Genomic DNA, 22,796 nt, shown 5'->3' with positions numbered 1-22,796 from the left:
TTAAAGCTTTTTTACGTCAGTTCTCACCAAGCACCACCAAGATGGTTGATATTTTGCTGGCTACTGCACGCTTATTTGGTCAATCCTAAGCACTTTAAAAACTGGTTTACAAGCTGCTGTTACTGTACTTCATAAACTTGGAATTTGCTGTATGTATAAAATTTGCCGGCTAAATGCAGCAGTTGTATGGCAGGATACAGAAATTAAGATTAAAGAAAAAAAAATCTATCCCCTAGCGTAGGCCACAAGGACAGAAAAGCCGATGTATTTTTCTTGAAAGGATTTTTTACGAGAACTCCTCCAGAGGAATTAAAGAAACGGGGTTCTTCACCGGATATGCCTCGCGTTTTACAGGGCATTTTCGTAGATAAAAGTCGGTTTCTGGGTAAGCCATATTCACCGAACTCCTAGAAACTCAAGCTGCAATTTTTGTGGCGGACGATCGCACGCCGATTAATCAAAAATTGGTAAAATTTCGGCAGTCTTGGACGCAGAAACCGGGTTTGCTTACAGAGAAAAAACCCGGTTTCCTGGGTATTGGTAAGTAGATGGTGTGTTCAAAACTTTTAACCACCCCAAAAAAACTCTACTCAGCAGGTTGAGACTTTGCTTCCAGGGCATCTTTAGCAGACAATCCCTGATCTTGAACGCCAAAATACCACAAACTAGCAGCAGCTTCGGCGCGAGTCACTGATTTCTTAGGCTGAAACAGAGTAGTAAAACCAAAAACGCGGCGAATATTCGCCAAATCTCCATTGTTAAAATCAGCTAAAACTGCCCGCGATGCCTGGGAATCAATCTTAGAAGCATCTTGAAAACCCCACTTTTCTTTCACTCCGTCAATGTTAGCTGTCGGTAAAACTTGACGACTATCTAAAGGCACTTTCCAGAGAATCATTGTTTCGCGAGTTAAAGGTGCATCGGGGCGAAATTTCACATCTTTACTTTCACCCGAAAGCGAACTTGGAATTACACCGGCTTCTGCTAAACCTTGAATTGCTGAAAAATCGGGGTCTGTTTTGGGTACGTCAGAAAAGGCTGGTTCGCTAGAGTCTACTGCTAATCTAATTTGTTTGGCTTGACGGCTAGCATAAATCTGATTGTTAGCTGCTACTAACCAGCGGGCGTATTCGCGGCGAGTGACAATTTTGTTGGGTTTGGGCAAAGTGCTGGCTGTTTCTAAATTAGCACTTTCTGCCGATCGCACTTTCAGCACTTCCAACTGACTTAAATCAGCTATATACTGCCGCAACTGTTGAGGAATTTGGGTATCTAGTTGGCTAACTTGTGCTGATTTTGGCGAGGCGGATGGCGTTGGAGTAGTTCCCTCTGAATTAGATGGAGTTGGTGAAGCGGTTGGAGATGCGCTAGACTCGGAATTGTTAGGTTGGGGACTGGCGGCAATTTCGGGGCTTTCTTTGCTGTAGTCGATCGCAAATTCTGTAGAACCTCCTACTTTCTGAGTAGGAGAAAGCGACACAGTTACCCGTAAATTATCTCGCGTTGCTACCAAAGAACCTTGTCCCTCGGCGGTGGGGCGGCTGACTATTTCCCAGTTGCGACGCCCAAACTCTGTGGAGTAAAAGTTCTGAATCGAATTAACAGGATCAGTGCTTTCCCAGCGCAGCCGCACATTTTTTTGCGACGGATCGGTTTGCCCACCAACTTCGATTAAGTCAGCATTAGGATAGAGTGGAATATCTGTCGGGAAATCGGGAGGAAGTTTGGCGGTAGAGTTTGTCTCAATTGCTGTTGCGGGTGGCGGGGAAGAGAAAACCACTGGATTTTGTTTTAATTTCGGATCGGCGGCTAAAGATTCTTCGAGGGCCTTGCTGTTGGGGCTGTTTGCACAAGCTGTGACAGCAGCCAGCAGACACACAGCCAGCCAAGTATTTACAGCAGCGAGTATATTGGTTTTATTGGTTTTAGTGATTTTAGATCGTCCTTGAGAGTTGCCTCGCCGTTGAGTAAATATAATATTCAGCATAAATCCCCCCTTTGCGGATATATTTCTAGGCTAGCGCAGATCGCTCAGGCAAATATATTTTTTACCCAAATGAAATTTTTGTATTTACTTCTAGTTACTGCTACATTACTTTCATACCCGGTCAAGTTTGCCCGTCCCGCTGCATCTCAACCAGCCCCGCTGCGGGCAGAAATTCAGACGCCAGAGTGGCAGCCATTTTGCTCAGCGATGGGTCAGTTTGCGATCGATATGCCGGGAAATCCCAAAATTAATTCCGAAATTTTTTCCAATCAAATTATTGCTCATACATACAGATCGAACTTAAAAAACAAAGAAACTTATTTGCTTCAATACTTTGACCTAGATTTTCGTCTGACTAACAATAATATCAATAATATCAGAATAACTTTAAATAATGCCGTAGATTTTTTCGTCGTGGCAGCGAATGCTAAAGTCTTGCAAGTGCGGGATATTTCCCTCGGAGGCTATCCGGGAAAAGAGTTTGAGTTTCAGCCGCTTTCCCCCACGGAACCTGTAGGTGTGGGCCAAGTTTTTTTGGTGGAAACGCGCGTTTACGGGCTGGTTGCCACTACCCCAGAAGCAGAAAATGCTCAAAAATTTCTCGACTCTTTTCGTTTGTTTTGAAGCCGGAGGTTCGGCAACGAGCAGTGTATGGGATGAACGGATTTAATGGATGGATGTTGAGGGAAGAAGTCCCAGGTTCGAGCAGCAAGGGAAAAATTAGTTGGGAGTGGCATTGAATTTATTAATAAAGCTTACCTTTTTAAACTTGGTTTAGAGGAAAGTATTGGCTTTTGCAACCAAAAATGGCTCCATCTACCGGGTTTCTGAGGAATAATGCGGTCAGAACTAATTAAGTTAAATGTGACTTAATACCTTATTTTGTTTTTTGTACTCTATCTAACGGCATAGATAAATTTTACACCCGTGGAGCGATGTAGATACTTCCTCAAGTTTATATATTTGATATAAGGATTTTTAAATCGCAGAAAGCACAAGTAAAGATGCTCTCTTGCTCCATCTGGCTCCCCTCTGGCTCAACGAAGTCAGGGAAGTCAGGCTCATCGAAAGCTTACCCGGAGGGTATTAACATATTATGAACAAACTAACACCCATTCTCCTCAGCGGCATCCTATTATTTGGAGCTGCTTGCAGCGAGGGGGCTAAAACTAGCTCTGATGCTCCTAATTCTACCAGAGAAAATACCACCAGCCCCCCCCCAGCGGACACAGTTCAAAAAACTCAGGGTGACGCAACGAGCGATATTCGCAAAAACCAAGCAAATTCTGATATCAGGGCCAGAGAACAGCGCAACAATGTGACGGGTGGCGATGCGATAAGAGCCGATGGGGATCTCCAAAGTGAAGTGCGCTCCAAGTTAGAAGTAAACATCACTAAAGGTCAGCTAACTGTTGACGCAAAAGATGGGCTTGTCACCGTAGGTGGCACAGTTCCAAATCAAACTGATTTAGCTAAAATTGAGCCACTAGCTAAAGAGATTAAGGGTGTCAAACAGGTGAATGTTACTGCTGTTGTCGCCCCCGCTGCACCCGCATCGCCTAGCAGCAATCAATAAATTAGCAGGAAGAAGTCCGAGGCAAAGAAGGGAAAAGGATGTAGTTATCTAGGAGAGAAGTCTGAGGGAAGAGGGAAAAGTTTGGCATTGTAAGATTGCTGGCGGATCGGATTGCAAGGCTTAGGTGACTGTCTAGGGACAGCGGGGTTTTAAGTGAAAGAGTTTAAATTGAATTTTAAATTGACGCACTCAAAACTCGCGCAATACCTGCAACTTCCCCTTCCCAATTTCCGATTTCCCATCCCCGAGAATTAGTGGGAAACCAACCTGAAGATAGAGGGGGAAGTTATTCCCACCGACCGATGAAAATTGTTGGGAAAAAATGACTAAATGTGATTGATGGCAGAGCATAAATTCTGTGGTTGTGTAAAAGTAGTATATTTTTGAGGACAAAAAAAATGGCTTTAGGTCAACACAAGCGAGCTGTAGGAGCATTTTCTAATTACCGAGATACGGAACTAGCCCTGATGGAGCTGCAAAGTACCGGGTTTCCGATGAATAAAGTTTCGGTAGTTGGCGAAAATCTCGATCGCAGCGAAATTGCGGGCGCTAGCACTGGTACTGGTAAGGGTACCGACGACAAAGTGGGCGGCGGCGCCAAAGCAGGCGCGACAGCGGGAGTCGTGACGGGCGGTTTGATTGGGTTACTCGGAAGCATTGGAGCGCTAGCGATTCCGGGAGTTGGCCCGGTGATGGCGGGGGGTGCGATCGCAACTCTGCTGGCAGATACTGTAGTCGGTGGCGCGATTGGGGCAGCAGCAGGCGGGTTGGTCGGCGGTTTGGTCGGCTTGGGAGTTCCCGAAGCAAAAGCTAAAGCTTATAACGATCGCGTTTCGCGTGGAGAATATTTGGTATTCGTAGAAGGAACAGATGCCGAACTTGCCACAGCCGAAGGAATTATGACCGTGCGGGGCATTCAGGATTGGGGCATTTACGATGTGCCGGCAGACACTGGCCGCAGAGCTTCGGGCCGCCAGAAGCGCGCCGTGGGAGTATTTTCAACCCGCCGCGAGACGGAACACGCACTGGGAGAACTGAGAACTGCCGGTTTTGACATGAATCGGGTTTCGGTCATCGCTAAGGATGCTGACTCTAAAGGGGACATCGCAGGCATTGACGTGCACGACAGCGCGGACAACAAATCTGATGAAGGGGCCACAAAGGGCGCACTCACAGGTGGTACTTTGGGCGGTTTGACAGGCTTGTTGGTAGGTCTGGGCCTAGTGGCAATTCCGGGAATCGGACCGATTATGCTGGCAGGAGCCTCAGCTACGGCGATCGCCACTACACTCGCCGGTACGGCTTTGGGTGCGGCAGCAGGCGGCTTGATCGGAGCTTTAGTCGGTATGGGAATTCCCGAAGAGGAAGCTAGAGCATACAACGATCGCGTGGCGAGAGGAGATTACTTGGTACTGGTTGACGGCAGCGAAGCAGAAGTCGCTAGAGCTGAAACCATCCTGAGCCGGGGAGGCATTCAGCATTGGAACACCTACGACTATAATCCCAGCGTCGATAGTGCTCGGGCTGATTACGGCGCTCCTGGGGCTCCGGGCGTTGATACTACCGCTGATATTTACGACCCCAATCAGGGCGTTACCCACCACCCTCGGGTTTAATACTTCAGACTTTGTTTGGGGATGGTTTCTACTTCCTGCAAAGTAGTAGCACTCGCGCACTCGGATTGTGGAAAGTGATCCAACCCACAGAGGCGAGCTAGCGGTTTTACGCTTCGTCGGTAAAATTATCTCAAAAGTCGGCTTTTTCTCTGAAAGCCGGCTTTTGTTTTGTTCTGGAAACTTAAAAAAGCTACCTGTCAAAAGTTTAATTTTGATTAGGGGTTCAATCAGTGAGCTGGGCTTTGCGCCCGAGGATCGATCGGCTCCCTGAAATTTTACAGCAGAAATTCGCAGCGGTTTTTTAGTCTGTAACACTCACTACTGCTAGATTTTAAACCTCGCAGTATTATCAAATTTAATGACCTAAATTACCACAGATATTGCCCAGTTAGTCAAAGAGCGACTATCTTTAATTATGGGTAGCTAATTTGAGCAACTTATACACGTGAAGTAGCCAGTCCCGCGCGCCGAGTATGGCCTGCAGTGGTCGGCAACTATTAGAATAATATTGTCGTCGCCTTCCCGCAAGACTTAGGCTGGTCATTGCTTGGCTGTAGCAGCTCAATTGCTGTTGGCAAGACCTGCGGCATGAATACAGTTTTTCTGGGAATGTCTCAGGGAAGCATTTGAGAAGCCCAGGAACAGCTTTTATGTCCGGGAGCGCGTCTGGTGTCGAGTGTTCTGTAAATTAGAACCGCAAGCGCTCATGGATCGAGAAAACATTAACAGCAAGCACAGCAGCGCGAGAATACGGGAACGACTCGCGATCCATTTTTTCGCGCCATCTCAGGCTCAGCACAGCGTATTGCTTGCTTCGCCGACGACTCGCTTAGCACTCCGAGGGAAACAGCCTTCCTGTTGGTTTTCACTGGCACGGAGCACAGTGGGGGGAGATGACACTAGCTGAGCTGGCCTGGGGCTGTCGTCCGGGTTCCTCGAAGGTAGAAAGCACTTATTTAGAAGGCATTAGGGGTTGAAGCTCCGATATCTTCTTTCTTGATTGCACTCATAAATTCGATCGCCTGTACTGGCAAATTTTCGGGTGAGAAGGCGACGCGGATGCCACCCGCAATACCCCAAATATTCGATCGACTTTGACAAGATCGATCGACAACTTCTCGGTATTTTGGTAAAGAGTTAGCAGGTAATATTTAGTGGTTAGCAGTTAGTATAAATCCCACTAACCATTAACAACTAATATCAACCGCCAACTAATTACTAGCAAAATAATACTTACAGGACTTACATGTGGCGAGAAACGCGGTTTTTTTCATAACTTCCGCGCTAGCAAACCTCAGATCATACCAGAACCAGGTTTATTTTGGTAAATTATAACTACGTGAGTAGGGTGATGGTAGAAATCAAGCAGTTTCGACAATTGTTAATGTGGCAGTATTAGTTTAAAAAACTGACTGGCAAACACGATAGTACAAACTTTCACACAACATAGAACATCGAGAAATTAAGGAAACTCACTCAATTTTTTTATGAATTTCACTGAACTTTTAAGTGCCGATGAACTTTTAATTAGACATAGAAACGGGGAACGAGATTTTCGAGGGGCTAACCTCATTGCAGCTCATTTGAGTGAAGCTAACCTCAGTCGAACAAATTTGAGCAACGCTAATTTGAAAGGTGCCAATTTAATTAGAAGCAAACTGATTGGATCTAATTTAAACGCCGCCGACTTGAGCGGGGCTAATTTGTCTAAGGCGAAATTAATTGAAGCTAACCTCGGGAGTTCTAGTTTAACTGGAACTGTGGCGATCTCCGCAGATTTTAGCGGGGCAAATCTCAGCGGAGCAATATTGTCTCAGGCTGACTTGAGCAAAGCTGTGATGACGGGAGCGAGTTTAGTAGGAGCTTGTTTGCTAAGTGGCTCAAAACTAACTGAGGCTAATTTGAGCGGGGCGACGCTGAGCCGAGCAATTATGAGCGGGGTTGACTTAAGTAGAGCAAATCTGACGAGAGCGATTCTCAGCGAGGTAGATTTGACCGGAGCGAACCTGAGCGGAGCAACTTTAACTCGGGCTTATCTCAATCGCGGAAATCTCAGCGGCGTCAATTTGGTTGGGGCCTCTTTGAGCGAAGCAAGTCTGCGGGAGGCTTCTATTAGCGCTGCTAATTTGAGCGGTGCTGACTTGAGCGGTGCTGACTTGCAATCGGCCAATCTAAATGGCTCTAATTTGAGCGGTGCCGACTTGCAGGGAGCTAATTTGAGTAAAGCTAATTTAAATGGTTTGATTCTGCACAATGCGGATTTGAGGGCTGCGAATTTGAACAAAGCTTCTTTGCGGGGAGCTAACTTGAGCGGTGCGAATTTGGCAGGTGCTAGCTTGCTGGAAGCGGATTTGCGGGGAGCGAATTTGAGTCACGCCAATTTGTCGGGAGCGGGTTTGCTGCTAAGTTCTCTGACAGGGGCGAATTTGACAGGAACTAATTTGTCGGAGGCTAATTTGATTGGGGCGAGCTTGAATGTTGATAATTTGAATGAAGCAGCTTTGGGCGGGGCGATTTTGCCGAATGGAGCTACTCACAGCCGGGATTGATAAGTTGATTAAGGGAAAATAGTTTTGAGTTTTAAGTTAAATAATCTTTAATTTAAAACTCAAAACTTTTGACAATAAAGAATTCAGGAGTCAGGAGTCAGAATTCAGTTATCGTTTGTGGGTGGCGGGTTTAATACGTTGTCTGCGATCGACAATCTATTAAAATTCGGACTCAGCTATGCAGTCTCAGAGGTAATTTCAGCATTGCTTTGACTAACTCATTCGCTTCGACACGTTTTGCAACATGATGTTGAAACCCAGCAGCAAGAGCTTGTTTCTGATTAAAGTCTCCAGCATAAGCAGTCAGGGCGATAGCCGTGCAGTTCCACAATTTGACGCGCGATCGCCAGCCCCAATCCCAAACCCCTAAATTTACGAGCATAGCCGTCCATCTGTGGCATTTCGATATCATATCAATTCCGCCGCGGCCAGAACGATCGAGCTTTGGTTTTTTAGCCACCAAGGAAAAGAAGAGATCGCTTTAATCAAAGAAGGTTGTTTGATTCAGAACAAGGCAGCGCTGAAATAACCAGAATTCGATTAGTAGCCTGTGCCTGTGAGACAGTTTGAGGGAGCATCTCAATATTTGTAAAAACACTTCTTCTGGCTCCTTCGTTCTTCCTCCTCGCTCCTTCTTTCTGACTCTTTCCTCCTGGCTCCTGGCTCCTGACTCCCAACTTCAATTTATAGCTTGGCTGCAAAAGTTGAGATCTTCCCCAGTTTTGCCCCAGTATACCGTCAGCGGTTGGTGATGCGTACTTCTCCTAATCTTCATCTTTCTTTGTGAAAGATACTTGCAAAATTTTTGACATCGTGCTAACGTTAAAAGGTTTGAGACTTAACATCAATAGAGGTAAAACCCCGCAGAATGAAACAATTGGGAACCCATCTGGTCGCTGATGCTTGGCAGTCTCCTGGAGACCTGCTCAACGATCCTGAACGTATCCGCCGCGCTATTCTCGATGCGATCGAAGCCGGAGGAGCTACTCTCATCGATTTGTGCGTACACCAGTTTAGTCCTCACGGAGTGACAGCTACTGCTACTTTGGCAGAGTCTCATATAGCGATCCATACTTGGCCTGAACACGGTTATTTTGCTGCAGACTTATTTTTCTGCGGAGCCGGCGACCCTCACCGAGCCATGAAGGTGCTACAGACAGCTTTGGAAGCTAAACAGGTAAAACTCACTGAGTTCACGCGCGGTTTCGAGCCTGGGGTGGGAATCGTAGGTTCTGCTTGTGAAGAGCAGTATGCCCCTCGTTCAGTAGAAACGATTGCTGCCAGAGGATGATGGCCAATTAGCGTAACTTTGAACAATTTATGCTAGGTTTTGTTTAAAATCCCACGGCTGGAGTCGTGGGATTCTTGTTGGAATTTACTTTTTCATTAATAAAGGGCGGACAACTAAATAACCTGCACCGAAAGCTGCAATCACAATCAGAAAAATTGCGATCGCCAACCACAATCCACTTAAATCTGAGGTTTTTTTGAGTTGAGGTCGGACACGGTAAGGAGTTTCCTGCACCTCTGTAAATAATTTTTCGGGAAGTGGCTGCGGCATCGAGGCGGCTGTTGGCTCCGGTTCCGGTAATGGGAAGGGGAAAGCCACTGTCTGAGGTGGTTGAGGTATGGCAGAGTTAGTCTGCGAGGTTACAGGTGGTGGGGGCGGAGGTTGAACGCTGAAATTGAATTTGACTGACGGCATTTGAGGCATCCCTGTCTGGGTGACGCTCTGAGCCGAGTTGACTACTTGCTGTAACTGTTGGGATACTTGAACTACTGTTTCTACTTCTCGCCGCAGTTGTTGATTTTGTTGGACTAATTGCTGATTGTGGGTTTTGAGGGAGTCCACCATCGCTTGGGCTGCTTGCAGCTCTGCCGTGACTTCTCGATAGAGGGAAATTGGTACTGATGGAGAGTAACTATTTGAGTTTTCAGGGGAAGTATTGTCAGATAAGGTAGTATTTTGCATAATTGTAGATGGCGAGGGTGAACTTGTTTTAGTTTAGCCTGAGAGTATTTGCAATTAGATCGATCGCAACACAATTCGTCAAGATATTTGTTACAGATATTGAAGGTAAATTTAATTTAATGTTACAAGTTTTTAGTCAATGGCTATGAACAACTACGCACCGGAACAAACTATGTCGCAAAAGTCAAGCACCGAGGAAATGAAATACGGCGAACGCCAGATTTTGGAAGGGGAGTTAATTACTTTCCCGAATCCGCGAGTCGGGCGGCGCTACTCGATTAACATTACGTTGCCGGAGTTTACTTGCAAGTGCCCATTTTCTGGCTATCCAGATTTTGCGACAATTCACGTTACTTACGTGCCAGACGAGCGGGTGGTAGAGTTAAAGGCGCTGAAACTTTACGTTAACAGTTATCGCGATCGCTACATTTCTCACGAAGAATCGATCAATCAAATTTTAGACGATTTTGTGGCAGCTTGCGCGCCGCTGGAAGCGACGATTACGGGCGATTTTTCGCCGCGGGGGAACGTCCACACCGTGATTGAGGTGCGGCACCAGAAGTAGGGCGGGTATTAAGCTGGTGTGTCATTGAGATTTAATTGTGGGGTGGCGTAGAAGCGCACCCCACAATAGTTTTAAGAAATAGGATTGTTAATAAAATTAGTAAGTAATGGTAGGGTGCGTCAGGGCAGTCCTCTCAAGGTAGTCAAAAAGTCGTTCAAACGCTGAAAATATCCTAGTTTGTAGGGTGTACACTGGCCATCGGTTGAGTTTGTCGCCCACCGGAGAGTACCGATTGACGGACGTTTCAGCATTTGGATTTTGAAACCAAAACTCCGTATAGTAATTTTTATTACTTGAAATTTGAAAAATCAGAACGTGAAATAGTGGTTTTCTGCTTTTTCTAAGTTTCACATTAACCACCTCGACATATCTGGCAAGACGCACCCTACAAACTCAACTAATCTTGTTGATATTTATCGTTAGTGTAAGGTGCGCCTAGCGCACCCTACGGTTAGCTTTGACTTGCAACAGAAGTCGGGGCGATCACACTTTTTTCCTCTGCGGTTTTCGATTCGGCTAACTTGTCCAAAATATCCACAACTTCTCTTTCAAAAGTCACCTGAGCGCGATTAGTACGCCCCCCGACGTATAGTTTGCCGTCCTTTTCCAAAGCCCAAATCTGCGAGTGAGACAGATAGCTCATCAGCACGCTAAGCATCAACAACCCGAAGCCAGTATAAACGATCGGAATGCCCGGATCGGCTTTAATTTGCAATCCCGTACTGCCTACAACTTCGTCAATTGTCAGCATGACTCCGTTAACTTCTACCGCGGTGCCGGCGCGAACTGTAGTTAACAATTTGCCATCAGTACCGTACACTAACATCGTTCCTTGCAAGTCTTTTGCTAGCAGAGAAACTCCCGCACTCAAATCTGGTTTTGTGGGAATCCAAGCACCCCAAATTCGGCCTTTACCTTGAGTGTCTAGCTGAGCCATTGGCAATTGTAAAACCGGGCTTTTGTTGAGGCGAACTCGCACAGCCGCTATTGCCCAATCTGCTTGATAAAATGTGACTCCCCGGTATCTGAGGGGCTCGTTAACGTGAATAGTTTTGCGATCGACCTCTTGGCCTGTTTTGTCCAAAACTGACAGGTCAGAGTAAAATTGGTCGATTCCGCCCTCGGGAGTATAATCAATCCAGAACCGATTAACTCGCATCGACCAATCCTTCGGTATTTGCGGCCCGGCCCAAGGCCCCGCATCCAAGATATTCTGCACCTGAAATGTTTCGCCGCTGGGAACAATTTCTTGACCTAGAAATCCCGTCATTGCGCCCCATATCGACCCAGCTAAAATAATTAGCATACTGGCGTGAACAATAATCGGGCCGACTTTGCCAATTATTCCCTTACGAGCATAAACTTTTTCGCCTTCTCGAAATATGCGGTAGTTTTTTTGCTGCAAGAGTGGTTCTAATGAAGTTAAAGCAACTGTTTCTAATTCCGCACTCAGAGCTAATTTTTCAAACTGCTTTGGTTCTTCATAAAATTTCCAGCGGCGGGCGGCTTTTAATGCGGGAAATTGTCGGGTAAATGTACAAGCTGTTAAGCTGCTGCCGAACAAAATTAGGATTGACAAAAACCACCAAGTGCGGTATACGTGGTCAAGTCCTGCAATTAGCACAACTTTCCAAGTTAGGAAGCCGAACAAAGCGGGGTGTTCTGGATAGTTAGATTGGTAAAAGGGTACTGATTGGCCTTGTTCGATGACGGTTCCAGAAATGCTGAAAAATGCGATCGTCAGCAGCAAGATAATTGCTAGCCGCAAATCTGCTAGCACCGGCAAGATTTCTCGCTTGAAAAACTTTTGAGGGGCAGTCGCCCAGTTTGATAGTTTAGATAGAAATACTTCTTTTGATGTCATTGGTAATTATGAAGGAAGTTCGGCAACGGATTTTGTAACGGATGGAAGGAAGTTCGGCAACGGATTGTGTAACGAATGTAACGGATGGAAGAAGGGAGAAGGAAGAAAAAGGAGGGAAAAACAACAGATAAAAAATATTATTATTTTTATTGAGAAAGTCTCAATCAATTTTGAAGTCTTTCTCTTTTCTTTCTTCCTTCGTGTTCTTCCCGTCTGCGCGGTTCGTTAAATAAAAACTTAATTCACGCATTCCGTAGTGATTGCTATATCTCTAAATAAGGACTGAAGTCCTTACTACAAGCATTACGCGGGAAGGATTCGGGAAAGCAGAGAGAAAACGCCAAATCCTACTAGCAAAACGCCGCTAACAGGCGTAATCCAACTCGACCACCGACGTAATTCTAACAACTTTTTAATGCTGGCAGTAAAAGTACCTGCTATAATCAGCGGAGCGACGTAGCCAGCAGCATAAAACAGCAGCAACACACCACCTAAAACTGTATCTCCCGTTTTGGAAACCCAAGCTAAGAGTGTAGCTAAAACCGGCGTGCTGCAGGGAGACGCTACTAAACCAAAAGTTAAGCCCAATAAGTACGATCGCACGCCCGCCGGTAAATTTTTCGGCACCCACCCCACAGCGTCGAAAGACGGCATTTGTAAGGGTAAAGCTTCGAGTAAATTCAGCCCCATTAGAATAGCAATAATGCTGACAAGAATCGGTAAACCCAGGCCAATTTTCCCATAAACTTGTCCGGCAAATGATGCTACAATACCCAAACCCGCCAGGGTGGTGGCTAATCCCAGGGAAAACCACGCAGACTGGGCGGCGGCTTGCAGGCGGCTTTTTGCTTCGTATCCGCCGATGTAGCCGATCGTGATCGGCAACATTGAAAGCATACAGGGCGTTAAGCTCGTTAGCAACCCTGCCAGAAAGATGACTCCGACGCTGACTAGACTGAGGTTTGTCAGTTGAGTATTTACTAAATTATTAGCAAATTGTGCGAGTTCGTAAAGTTGAGTTTGCAGGGTTTCCATCAGTCGATTTTAGATTTTAGATTTTAGATTTTAGATTTTAGATTGACTCCACAGCAGATCGATTTTAGATTTTAAATTTTAGATTTTAGATTTTAGATTGACTCCACAGCCGATCGATTTTAGATTTTAGATTTACTCTACAGATGAATCTGGGAGTTTAAACTAAATATCTAATATTTTTGCTCTTCACGACTCCTGTCGGGGGCTGGTATCCCTAGGCAGGTGACTTCAGGTTCGGGGCTGTTCTGGCTTTGTTGAAAATTGTAACAGATGCGCGCAGGTTCGGTTTGAGATTTAAGATTTCAGCGAAATTTACTGGTTCGGAGTTAAAAGGTCGATCGCACCCTGGTTTAAATTAATATCTTGACAGCATCCTCAACAAGCTGTTGGCAACGGGCGCAGCTTGAGAGTTAAAAGGTCGATCGCACCCTGGTTTAAATCGATATCTTGACAGCATCCTCAACAAGCTGTTGGCCACGGGCGCCGCTACCCCAGATAATTCATTGACTGCGAAATCGGCCCGAAAGCCTGTTGTGGAAATTATTCAAGCAGACCTTAATTTTACTCTACTTTAAATTAAAGCCACTTTCTTCATTAATAGACCCGTCCGGCATTATTGCCCCTGCCAGCACCGCACCTCTGAGATTTGCTCCCGTTAAAATAGCGCCTTCTAAATTAGCATTGCTCAAATTCGTGACTTGTTTGGAACCTCGGAAAAAGAAGCTGTGCAAGTCAGCACCTGTTAAATTAGTGTCGGCCAAATTAGCATATTGCAAGTCAGCACCGTGCAGCGTCGCATCCGTTAAATTAGCTTCGGTAAGATTGCTTCCCCAAAGTCGAGAATCTAAGACATTAGCATCTTCTAAATTGGCGCGGCTCAGATTTGCCAAAGTCAGATTCGCATCCCACAACTTCGTGCAGTTGAAATTAGCCTCGGTCAAATTGGCTCGACTGAGATCCGTGCCTAAAATATCAGCATTTGCTAAATTAGCGCCGGTGAGGTCTGCGTCCGAAAGATCAGCATTTTTTAAGTTAGCACCGGACAAATTAGCGCCGCTCAAATTAGCGCCGCTCAAATTGGCTTCTTGGAGATTGGCTCCCCGCAAATCGACGGCGCTCAAATCGCACTGTTTCCACAAAAAACTGACGCACCAATTATCCTTTAATAGGTGACTCACATCATCCCCATTCGCCGCCATCACAGGAGGAGTTAAGTAGAGAGTGAACAGGACGATCGCCAACACGGCAGCGAAGAAAGTTTTCAACCTCATAACTCTTTTCATTGACACTAATTTGCGCCATAAATTATTGATGTTTAATCCAAGCATAGCAAATAATATGCAACTTTCCTCAGCAAGATTACTCAAAAATATTAGTGTAGTGAAAGGTTAATCATGGCTGACGCAGGTACAAACTTAACTTAGTCAGTCTTAGACGCGCTTTGAGGTATAAACCCGGTTGCTTCACAAATGCCTCGCTGCCACACTAATATTTTTCCTAAAAACCTGGTATAAGATAACCGCAAGTTCGATCGAGGTTTGCCAGTGCAATATCGCTACAAAGTAATACTTGCTGCAGGCAGTTGCGATCGCTTTCCCAGGGGCATACCTGCAAACAATCCCGTCAATATGGCAAGAAAGAAACCGCCAAGCTAGCCTGAAAACCTTATATTTAACTGAAAACCTTATATTTAAAGGGTTGTAGACGCATTTTTCCTGAATTGCGATCGGCATCACTAACTAAGGCTAACCCTCCTCACACAACTCAAGCCCGAGCATCACCCAATCTCATCAAACTTATCACGTTCCTGAGACTGCGGATATCACTGTCAATAGCTCAGCTATGGAGGAAAATAAGAGCATACAGTTCAACAGCACTTCTCCCATGCCTACTATCCCCCTTTTCCCAACCCAATTAGTTGTCACAACTATTTTCAATTCGATCGAATCTTTGGGATTCACTAATATTGCAGGCGTATTTTCGGGGGAGCAAGCTGAATCCCGACAAGAGGCAAATTTAAAAGTTAGTACAAAAAAGTTTTACACTCAGGGTTTAAAAAATCTCGAACAACAAGACTTGCACGGCGCTATTAAAAATTTTACTGCCACAATTAACATTAATCCGCAATTCGCGTCAGCTTACAACGATCGCGGTGTGGCCCGGTACAAATTAGGCTACAAGCAATCGGCGATCGAAGATTTAACTACAGCCATCGAACTCAATCCTTACCGAGCCAAGTATTACAGCAATCGGGGGTTTATGCTGACTGGTCTAAAAGATTATACTGCGGCGATCGCCGATTACAACTCGGCACTCCTGCTCAACCCCAATTTAACCCAAGCTTACTTTAACCGAGGTGCTATCCACCTGCAAATGGAAAATTCCCTGGCAGCACTAGCTGATTTTGAGTCAGCAATTCGCCTCGATCGCGATTTTGCTAAAGCTTATTTTAACCGAGGAGTAACTAGATACAAATTGAGAGAGGTTCAGGGAGCATTTGAGGATTTTCAGAAAGCTGCCGAGCTTTTTAAGCTGCAGGGGAGAATGGATTCTTATCAAGATGCAGTTTCTCAAATTACAAAGCTATGGTGTTAGTTGAATTTGGCAATTGGGAATAGGGAATAGGGAATTGGCTATTGATAATCAGGTAGGGTGCACCGAAGAGCACCCTACCCTTATATTTATTGCGTGAGTCTTGTTAAAGTTAGCCAATTCTCAAGGCCGCGTCTCCGGGGGGCAAGTTATCGGCAAGGTAAGCAGAAGAAAAGTTAATTTCAAAAGCAGCATTTTGAACTGCTGCAGGAGTGGCATTTTGAACCACAGCCAAAGTAGCTCCTCCAAATTGAATGAGTGTGTTGCTGCCTGATTGGGTGAATGAGGTGTTGGATAAAGGGCTGGTCAAGCCAATACGATCGCCATCTCCCGGCCTAAAATCAAGAATTATATCGCTCGTCCCATCCAACTCCAGAATTTCACCCGTAACCCGAACAAACGTATCACTACCGCCACCGCCGGTGAGAGTATCGCTGTCACTATCGCCGATTAAAACATCGTTACCATCGCCGCCGATTAAAACATCGTTTCCTCTGCCACCTCGCAAAACGTCGTTATCAGCATCGCCATTGAGATTATCGTCGCCGAGATTTCCGTTGATAATATCGTCGTCAACACCGCCGCTAATGGAGTCGTTACCTTTGCCGCCTCTGAGAAAGTCGTCGCCTTCTTCGCCCGTGAGGGTATCGTTGCCTTGGCTGCCGTTAATTCCATCACCATACGTGGCTTCACCGAGGATGCGATCGTTTGCGCTACCTCCCACTACACCGCCGGGATTTTGATCGTAGTCTTGGGGAGTGACTTGATAGTTGTTCGGGGTGTTGGCCAATCTGAGGGGTCGCAAAGGCAGATTTGCCAAATTGGTAATGTTAATGGAATCGTTAAGGAAATCAACATCGGTAATGATGCTAGAAACCCGACTCGGAACGATGCCGTCAACGACTTTTGCACTCGAAATGCGATCGCCCTGCTGCACCGCATTCACTGTTTCAAAGCCTTGAATAACATTGCCAAAAACAGCATAACTACCATCCAAAAATGGCAACTCATCCAAAGCAAAATAAAACTGGGAAGAAGCCGAATCCAAAGCATTAGAACGAGCCATTGCCACAGCCCCGCGAGTGTGCTGCAACTGCGGCGTCTGGGTTACAATTTGGTTGTAAACAGGTTGCGCGGCCCCTTGTGGCTTGATTTCCAAAGGAATAAAACGCGGCTGATTGGTATCCGGGTCAATAAAACTACCCGTTCCCAATTGACTGGCGGGAATTGTAGTATCTCTGCTGCGCGGATCGCCTCCTTGCACCACAAAAGGATCTGGCTGGCGCACAACTCGGTGAAACATCACCCCGTCGTAAATGCCTCGTTCAACTAAGTCAACAAAATTTCCCCCAGTAATCGGGGCATTAGTGCCGTCTACTTCGATCGTAACGGGTTGACCGTTAATTACCTGGACTACTATAGCTTTGCCTGTTAACGGGAGTGCAGCGCTCATGGGTAAATTGCTATTTGAGTGAGTGATCTTTGGGTTTTAGAAGCAATCCGCGAATTGCCCCTACCCATTTAATCAGAAAACTGTAAACTTGTCTTAAGTACAGTTCTACTTCTAAATTTATGATGTCCCGTCGCAAATTTTTTAGCACTTTATTGGCCATTTGTCTAGTTGTTCTAAGTTTCAATTTTGCCGCACCTGCATTGGCCCTCGGTGGCAAGCTTCCGACGGTAAATCAACCAGCGCCAGATTTTAGTTTGCCGACAAACAGCGGCGACGGACAAGTGTCCCTGTCGGATTATCGCGGTAAGTGGCTGGTAGTCTATTTCTATCCGAAAGACTTTACATCAGGTTGTACGATCGAAGCGCGGAGATTTCAGGAAGACTTGCCCAAATACTTGGCAAAGAATACTCAAATTATCGGTATTAGCGCTGATGATGTCGATTCCCATGCGGAATTTTGCGATTCTGAAGGTTTGAAGTTTCCGCTGTTAGCTGATACGGATGGTAAAGTGAGTAAAGCTTACGGTTCTTGGATGAGTTTTATCTCGGCGCGCCACAGTTTTATTATTGACCCTGAAGGCGTTTTACGGGAAACTTTTGTGAAGATTAATCCGGCGATTCACTCGAAAGAAGTGTTGGCTCGTTTGGGCGAATTGCAGGCTAACGGGTAATACCATTTTAAATTTTAGATTTTAGATTTTAGATTTTAGATTTTAATAATTGGGCATGGCTGATGAAGCTTGTATTTGTAGTGAGGACTAAAGTCCTCTGTATTTTCAGAGGATTTTAGTCCTCATTACAAACGTTGTAAATCTAAAATCTAAAATCGGCTGTGCCACCATACTCAGTGAGAATTAAACTGGTTCTTGATTGCAACAGAATCGGAAGAAAATTCCTGCTCGGAAATTTTTCTATTTCTGCTAGCAAGGCGGCGTTCCGGGTCAATTCCCTCGAAGGTTGGCGGCAACCAAACTCGGACTACCAACAACACTCCCAAAACCAGCAAAAAAGCGCCTGTTGATAAGTTGATAATATTTGAACCCAGGGAGTTTCTAGCACTCCCCGCACGATAACTTCTCGCAAAACAGATACTATACAGACTTCCACAGCCACACCTATCGAAACCCGCTGCTCTTGCAAGTAAATAATTAGCAGCCGAAATAATTCCACTAAAACTAATAAAAATAGAATGTCTGCCGTCACTTGCTGGAAATTCAAAGGAGGCAGCAGCGAGAAAAACATTTCTCGCAGTTCGAGTACCATGAAACAAAACAAACCGATACACAAAGAAATTACAATTAAATCTTGAACTGTTTCCAGAGCGCTGACTATTAGTTTCAGATTCAACCATTGCGAGGGGTGATTAATCTGGTTATTTGAACGGTTTTGCATAGACGGCTCCTGCAATCTGTTTGACTTGTTTTCAGCTTAAGTTAAAGTGAGCTTATCTTTGACAAAAAATCGGTTTAATTTATTTATAACCATTATAAAAATTCCCTCTGTTGACAATTTGCCATAAACTTTTATTTACCGCGCAGGCGGGTTGACATTTTGCCAAAGTTTGTGATACTCCATACCTGCTATTAGTAGATTTGACTCGTGAAAAGCAGAAGTCAAAATCCTAAAATGCTGCAACTGCTATAAAATATGAAAATTGTAAAGAATTATTGACCACAGCTTGATAAACTCAAGCTAGCGACTCTCGGCTTTAATCATAAAAAAGCCGGAAAGTTAGCCCAAAAACCAAAAGTAATCCAGAGAGGATTGAACACAATGGCATTTGAACTCGCACCATTACCCTTCGCCGCTGACGCCCTAGAACCAGCTCATATGTCGGCCAACACGTTTTCGTTCCACCACGACAAGCACCACGCTGCTTACGTGACCAATCTGAATAAACTGATTGAAGGAACGGAAATGGCGAGCAAATCCCTTGAAGAAATTGTCAAGGAATCTGCTAAAGACCCATCCAAAGCAGGCATTTTCAACAATGCAGGTCAAGTTTGGAACCACAATTTTTTCTGGAATTCCCTCAAACCGGGCGGCGGCGGCACTCCGACAGGAGCTTTAGCTGACAAAATCAACGCTGACTTCGGCAGCTTCGACAAATTCAAAGAAGAATTCAAGACTGCTGCGACAACTCAGTTCGGTAGCGGCTGGGCTTGGCTGGTTGTGGACAACGGCACTTTGAAAGTTACCAAAACTGCTAACGCTGACACCCCGGTTGCACACGGCCAAACTCCGTTGCTGACTTTGGATGTGTGGGAACACGCTTATTATTTGGATTTCCAAAACCGCCGTCCCGACTACATTACTAATTTCTTGGATAATTTGGCTAACTGGGATTTCGCAGCAGCAAATTTGGCTGCGGCTTAGTAGCATCTGAGTTTGAGGACTTTCGTCCTCACTACAAACCTATAAAGTTTGTAGTGAGGACGAAAGTTGTGATGAATGAGAATTATATTGATTCCGGTTGACGGTTGACGGTTGACGGTGAATCAAAAAACTGAAAATTGCGCGAATTATTTGTCGGCAGCTTGATTCGACTTTTTCTGGACGATGAAACGCGGATTTGATATCATTACGGCGCAGCAGGAATTGATATTATTTAACAAAACTTGCTATTAGCAAACAAAAACAGCTTTCAACATTCCTTCGCCTCGGTCTGGTTGGAGTTCAAATCCTAGTTTTTTACAGAGGCTCTGCATCTTGTAGTTGCTATTGAGAATGTAGCCGACGATCGCCTCTAATTTCTCTTCCTGACCAATTTGCAGCAGCAGCCTCAATAATTCTGTTCCCAAACCGCGCTGCTGATAGCTATCGCTAACGATCAGGGCAAATTCGGCTTCGTTTTTGCCGTGGAGTTTGCTCAGACGCGCTACTCCCAAAATCCGGTGTTCTGAGGTTTCCGGGTCTTGACGATCGGCTACTAACAGCATTTCCCGATCGTAGTCAATAAAACAAATCCGGGTCAAACGTTCGTGAGCGATGCGGTGCTTTAACTTTACCATGTGAGCGTAGCGCAAATACACGCTCTCTTCCGAAAGTTCTTCATGGAACAGCACCATCAGCGGCTCATCTTCTGGGCGAATCGGACGGATGGTGATGGGACGATCGCCATTAGTTGACCATGTTTGAACGTATTGCGTAGGATACGGGCGAATCGCGGGTGAAATGGCGTTTTCCGTTGTTTGCAGAACAACGCGGGCATCAAGAGCGATCGCACCTTCAGGAGAAACCAACAGTGGATTAATATCAATCTCGGCAATTTGAGGTTGCTCTACAATCAGTTGACTGAAACGAACTAATAACTGTTCGAGTTGCACCAAGTCAATTGCCGATCGGCCGCGCACTCCTTGCAAAGCTTTATAGATGCGCGTTTGCTCCATCATCCGCCGCGCTAGGGTGGTATTTAAAGGCGGAAGTGCCAGCGATCGATCTTGAAAGACTTCCACTAATTGTCCGCCGGAACCAAACAGCATCACCGGCCCAAATTGTGGGTCGATACTGCTACCTAAAATTAGTTCATAGCCTTCCAAATGCACCATCGGCTGCACGGTTACGCCGAGAAACGCTGCAGGATCGATCGCCAGTACCCGCTGGGCGATCGCCTCAAAGGAACTAATTACAGCCTTAGCATCGCCTAAATTTAGTTTTACGCCCCCCACATCGGTTTTGTGAGTAATCGTCTCAGAATGCAGTTTTAGCACCACTGGATAACCCAGGATCTCGGCAATTTCTACAGCTTCGCGCTCGGTGGTGGCGATGGATGTGGCGATGGTGGGAATCCCATAAGCTGCCAGCAACTGCTTCGATTCGTATTCTGTTAACAAAGTGCGATCGCTTTTGCGTGCAGAAGTCACAATATTTGCGGCCGCCGATCGATCGGGACACCAGACATCGCAATCAGCCGATAGAGAAGGCGTTTCGTAGATAGCGCGCAGGTTGTACGTGTACCGCCACATATAGTTGAATAACCTGACTGCGGTATCGGGATAGGGGAAAGTCGGAATATTTGCCTGATTGAGAATTTGCGTTCCCGCTGACACTTCCACACCGCCCATCCAGCTTGCTAATAAGGGCTTTCCGAGTTGGCTGTAAGACTTGAGTTTTTCTGCGGTTTGGGTGGGATTTGTCATCGCTTGTGGCGTTAGGATGACCAGCAATCCGTCACTATTGGGATCTGGAGCGACAACTTCTAAAGTTTTGGCATAACGATCGCTACTAGCATCGCCCAAAATATCGATCGGGTTGTGATGACTCCACTGAGGCGGCAAAAACTCATCAAGCTGCTGCAGCGTCTCTGGTGCCAAATCTGCCAGCGCACCGCCGTCGCTAATTAAGGCATCAGTGGCGATCGCCCCTGGGCCTCCTGCATTGGTGACGATCGATAGGCGGTTGCCCTGCGGTCGCGGTTGCTTGGCAAGAATTTCTGCCATGTCGAACAAATCGGAAATCGTATGTACCCGCAACGCGCCACAGCGACGGAAAGCAGCGTTAAGCACGTCATCGCTGCCGGTCAAAGCTCCCGTATGGGAAGCGGCGGCTTGGGCGGCGGCGGCGGTACGTCCTACCTTGAGAATGATGATCGGTTTGTCGATCGCCACGGGGCGGGCAGCGGACAGGAACGAACGAGCATCACCCATAGATTCCATGTACAAAACGATACTGTGGGTATGGGGATCGTCTCCGAAATACTCGATCAGATCGCCCCAACCGACATCGAGCATAGAGCCGATCGACACAAAAGCGCTAAAACCGACATTTTCCCCCAAACTCCAGTCGAGAATTGAAGTACAGAGGGCGCCGCTTTGACTGATGAAGGCGACATTACCCGGACGGGCGATCGTACTTGCAAAAGTAGCATTGAGCCCAAGCACAGGATTCATCACCCCGAGGCAATTGGGGCCGATAATCCGCATTCCGCCCCGACGCGCCTCGGCCATAACTTGCTGTTCTAAAGCCTCCCCAGCAGCACCAATCTCTTTAAAGCCAGCAGAAACAATAATTGCTCCCTTCACCCCAGCAGCGATACATTCGCGGATCACTTGTGGCACCCCAGCAGCAGGCGTAGCAATCACCGCCAGATCCACTACTTCCGGGACGCTAGCAATGTCAGGATAAGACTTGAGCCCCAAGACGCTGCGGCGCTGCGGATTCACCGGAAAAACTGTTCCGCCAAAAGGACTCCGAATCAAGTTCCACAGGAGAGTACGTCCGACGCTTCCTTCTCTCTCTGTTGCGCCGATTACAGCCACGGAGCGAGGCCGAAAAATCCGATCGAGCGGATGACGCTGTTCTTTCCAAATATCGTGAGCCGGATCGCTCGCAGTGCTTTGATTTCTAGAATTTATCTGCATAATACCCTACTTCAATTAATCAGCAATTAATATTGCTCTGCTTTCGATAACAATTACCGCATCCAATCCGAACTCTTTTTCTGCTCTTTTTCTGCTTTTTATTCATCTTCTTCTGGTGTTCGCGGTTCCTGACAAAAAAATCTCATTGCGCGTTCCCCACCGACCCGCACTTAAACAACATTTCCGTTGTCTAACTGTTAGTTCGGAATCCAATTTTGTCAGAGCTT

Annotated in this window: 18 protein-coding genes; 9 read left to right on the top strand and 9 right to left on the bottom strand. The window is 46.1% G+C overall.

Features of this window, described 5'->3' with window-relative positions; all coding sequences use genetic code 11:
- Positions 1–586 precede the first annotated feature (586 nt).
- A complete protein-coding gene (locus QUA57_RS22300; protein ID WP_333063609.1) occupies positions 587–1,987 on the bottom strand; it encodes an S-layer homology domain-containing protein in 1,401 nt (466 codons plus the stop codon).
- Positions 1,988–2,056: 69 nt separating this feature from the next.
- On the opposite strand from QUA57_RS22300, the gene QUA57_RS22295 reads away from it, so the two are divergent.
- From QUA57_RS22295 to QUA57_RS22280, 4 genes are all read left to right on the top strand, one after another.
- Entirely contained in the window at positions 2,057–2,611 is a 555-nt protein-coding gene (locus QUA57_RS22295) for a hypothetical protein (RefSeq protein WP_333036036.1), read from the top strand.
- A 472-nt stretch (positions 2,612–3,083) separates the two neighbouring features.
- On the top strand, positions 3,084–3,563 hold the full coding sequence (locus QUA57_RS22290; RefSeq protein ID WP_333063610.1) for a BON domain-containing protein: 480 nt from the start codon (positions 3,084–3,086) through the stop codon (positions 3,561–3,563).
- A 398-nt stretch (positions 3,564–3,961) separates the two neighbouring features.
- Positions 3,962–5,179 carry a histidine kinase gene (locus tag QUA57_RS22285; RefSeq protein WP_333063612.1) on the top strand — a complete coding sequence of 406 codons (1,218 nt, stop codon included), beginning with the start codon at positions 3,962–3,964 and terminating at the stop codon, positions 5,177–5,179.
- Between the two features lie 1,487 nt (positions 5,180–6,666).
- Complete coding sequence (locus QUA57_RS22280) at positions 6,667–7,728, top strand: pentapeptide repeat-containing protein (RefSeq protein ID WP_333063613.1); 1,062 nt, start codon at positions 6,667–6,669, stop codon at positions 7,726–7,728.
- 172 nt (positions 7,729–7,900) lie between these two features.
- On the opposite strand, the gene QUA57_RS22275 is transcribed toward QUA57_RS22280, so the two are convergent.
- Entirely contained in the window at positions 7,901–8,188 is a 288-nt protein-coding gene (locus QUA57_RS22275; protein ID WP_333251336.1) for a hypothetical protein, read from the bottom strand.
- Positions 8,189–8,596: 408 nt separating this feature from the next.
- On the opposite strand from QUA57_RS22275, the gene speD reads away from it, so the two are divergent.
- Positions 8,597–9,019, top strand: coding sequence for an adenosylmethionine decarboxylase (gene speD / locus QUA57_RS22270; protein ID WP_190743421.1), 423 nt, complete (start codon positions 8,597–8,599; stop codon positions 9,017–9,019).
- Positions 9,020–9,103: 84 nt separating this feature from the next.
- Here the strand turns inward: speD and QUA57_RS22265 are convergent, their stop codons facing one another.
- Positions 9,104–9,700 carry a hypothetical protein gene (locus tag QUA57_RS22265; RefSeq protein ID WP_333063615.1) on the bottom strand — a complete coding sequence of 199 codons (597 nt, stop codon included), beginning with the start codon at positions 9,698–9,700 and terminating at the stop codon, positions 9,104–9,106.
- Between the two features lie 145 nt (positions 9,701–9,845).
- On the opposite strand from QUA57_RS22265, the gene queF reads away from it, so the two are divergent.
- Positions 9,846–10,265: a preQ(1) synthase gene (queF, locus tag QUA57_RS22260; RefSeq protein ID WP_333063616.1), complete on the top strand. Its 420-nt coding sequence runs from the start codon at positions 9,846–9,848 to the stop codon at positions 10,263–10,265.
- Positions 10,266–10,716: 451 nt separating this feature from the next.
- On the opposite strand, the gene QUA57_RS22255 is transcribed toward queF, so the two are convergent.
- The 3 genes from QUA57_RS22255 to QUA57_RS22245 all read right to left on the bottom strand — a co-directional run bounded on the left by QUA57_RS22255 (position 10,717) and on the right by QUA57_RS22245 (position 14,435).
- Positions 10,717–12,129 (bottom strand): cytochrome c biogenesis protein, encoded by a 1,413-nt coding sequence (locus QUA57_RS22255; protein WP_333063617.1) that lies wholly within the window; start codon positions 12,127–12,129, stop codon positions 10,717–10,719.
- A 303-nt stretch (positions 12,130–12,432) separates the two neighbouring features.
- Positions 12,433–13,164 (bottom strand): cytochrome c biogenesis protein CcdA, encoded by a 732-nt coding sequence (locus tag QUA57_RS22250; RefSeq protein WP_445304501.1) that lies wholly within the window; start codon positions 13,162–13,164, stop codon positions 12,433–12,435.
- 566 nt (positions 13,165–13,730) lie between these two features.
- Complete coding sequence (locus QUA57_RS22245) at positions 13,731–14,435, bottom strand: pentapeptide repeat-containing protein (RefSeq protein ID WP_333063618.1); 705 nt, start codon at positions 14,433–14,435, stop codon at positions 13,731–13,733.
- Between the two features lie 613 nt (positions 14,436–15,048).
- Between QUA57_RS22245 and QUA57_RS22240 the strand changes: the two genes are divergently transcribed.
- Positions 15,049–15,759, top strand: coding sequence for a tetratricopeptide repeat protein (locus QUA57_RS22240; RefSeq protein WP_333036021.1), 711 nt, complete (start codon positions 15,049–15,051; stop codon positions 15,757–15,759).
- A gap of 109 nt (positions 15,760–15,868) precedes the next feature.
- Here the strand turns inward: QUA57_RS22240 and QUA57_RS22235 are convergent, their stop codons facing one another.
- Positions 15,869–17,209, bottom strand: coding sequence for a peptidylprolyl isomerase (locus QUA57_RS22235; RefSeq protein WP_333063619.1), 1,341 nt, complete (start codon positions 17,207–17,209; stop codon positions 15,869–15,871).
- Between the two features lie 119 nt (positions 17,210–17,328).
- Here QUA57_RS22235 and QUA57_RS22230 point away from each other — a divergent pair, with 119 nt between their 5' ends.
- Positions 17,329–17,880 (top strand): peroxiredoxin, encoded by a 552-nt coding sequence (locus QUA57_RS22230; RefSeq protein WP_333063620.1) that lies wholly within the window; start codon positions 17,329–17,331, stop codon positions 17,878–17,880.
- 307 nt (positions 17,881–18,187) lie between these two features.
- Here the strand turns inward: QUA57_RS22230 and QUA57_RS22225 are convergent, their stop codons facing one another.
- Positions 18,188–18,601 (bottom strand): phosphate-starvation-inducible PsiE family protein, encoded by a 414-nt coding sequence (locus QUA57_RS22225; RefSeq protein ID WP_333063621.1) that lies wholly within the window; start codon positions 18,599–18,601, stop codon positions 18,188–18,190.
- Positions 18,602–18,982: 381 nt separating this feature from the next.
- Between QUA57_RS22225 and QUA57_RS22220 the strand changes: the two genes are divergently transcribed.
- A complete protein-coding gene (locus tag QUA57_RS22220; RefSeq protein WP_333063623.1) occupies positions 18,983–19,585 on the top strand; it encodes a superoxide dismutase in 603 nt (200 codons plus the stop codon).
- A gap of 248 nt (positions 19,586–19,833) precedes the next feature.
- Here QUA57_RS22220 and QUA57_RS22215 read toward each other — a convergent pair whose 3' ends face one another.
- Entirely contained in the window at positions 19,834–22,569 is a 2,736-nt protein-coding gene (locus QUA57_RS22215) for a bifunctional acetate--CoA ligase family protein/GNAT family N-acetyltransferase (RefSeq protein ID WP_333063624.1), read from the bottom strand.
- Between the last annotated feature and the right edge of the window lie 227 nt (positions 22,570–22,796).

Origin of the sequence: Microcoleus sp. Pol7_B2, from assembly GCF_036701035.1 — a bacterium.
GTDB lineage: Bacteria > Cyanobacteriota > Cyanobacteriia > Cyanobacteriales > Microcoleaceae > Microcoleus.
Note: the sequence above shows the minus strand (reverse complement) of the source record. Positions and strands in the feature narration are given on the sequence as shown.

Coding starts and splice junctions, on each gene's coding strand:
- QUA57_RS22300 (WP_333063609.1), bottom strand. CDS start 1,987: ATGCTGAATATTATATTTACTCAACGGCGAGGCAACTCTCAAGGACGA.
- QUA57_RS22295 (WP_333036036.1), top strand. CDS start 2,057: ATGAAATTTTTGTATTTACTTCTAGTTACTGCTACATTACTTTCATAC.
- QUA57_RS22290 (WP_333063610.1), top strand. CDS start 3,084: ATGAACAAACTAACACCCATTCTCCTCAGCGGCATCCTATTATTTGGA.
- QUA57_RS22285 (WP_333063612.1), top strand. CDS start 3,962: ATGGCTTTAGGTCAACACAAGCGAGCTGTAGGAGCATTTTCTAATTAC.
- QUA57_RS22280 (WP_333063613.1), top strand. CDS start 6,667: ATGAATTTCACTGAACTTTTAAGTGCCGATGAACTTTTAATTAGACAT.
- speD (WP_190743421.1), top strand. CDS start 8,597: ATGAAACAATTGGGAACCCATCTGGTCGCTGATGCTTGGCAGTCTCCT.
- QUA57_RS22265 (WP_333063615.1), bottom strand. CDS start 9,700: ATGCAAAATACTACCTTATCTGACAATACTTCCCCTGAAAACTCAAAT.
- queF (WP_333063616.1), top strand. CDS start 9,846: ATGAACAACTACGCACCGGAACAAACTATGTCGCAAAAGTCAAGCACC.
- QUA57_RS22255 (WP_333063617.1), bottom strand. CDS start 12,129: ATGACATCAAAAGAAGTATTTCTATCTAAACTATCAAACTGGGCGACT.
- QUA57_RS22250 (WP_445304501.1), bottom strand. CDS start 13,164: ATGGAAACCCTGCAAACTCAACTTTACGAACTCGCACAATTTGCTAAT.
- QUA57_RS22245 (WP_333063618.1), bottom strand. CDS start 14,435: ATGAGGTTGAAAACTTTCTTCGCTGCCGTGTTGGCGATCGTCCTGTTC.
- QUA57_RS22240 (WP_333036021.1), top strand. CDS start 15,049: ATGCCTACTATCCCCCTTTTCCCAACCCAATTAGTTGTCACAACTATT.
- QUA57_RS22235 (WP_333063619.1), bottom strand. CDS start 17,209: ATGAGCGCTGCACTCCCGTTAACAGGCAAAGCTATAGTAGTCCAGGTA.
- QUA57_RS22230 (WP_333063620.1), top strand. CDS start 17,329: ATGATGTCCCGTCGCAAATTTTTTAGCACTTTATTGGCCATTTGTCTA.
- QUA57_RS22225 (WP_333063621.1), bottom strand. CDS start 18,601: ATGCAAAACCGTTCAAATAACCAGATTAATCACCCCTCGCAATGGTTG.
- QUA57_RS22220 (WP_333063623.1), top strand. CDS start 18,983: ATGGCATTTGAACTCGCACCATTACCCTTCGCCGCTGACGCCCTAGAA.
- QUA57_RS22215 (WP_333063624.1), bottom strand. CDS start 22,569: ATGCAGATAAATTCTAGAAATCAAAGCACTGCGAGCGATCCGGCTCAC.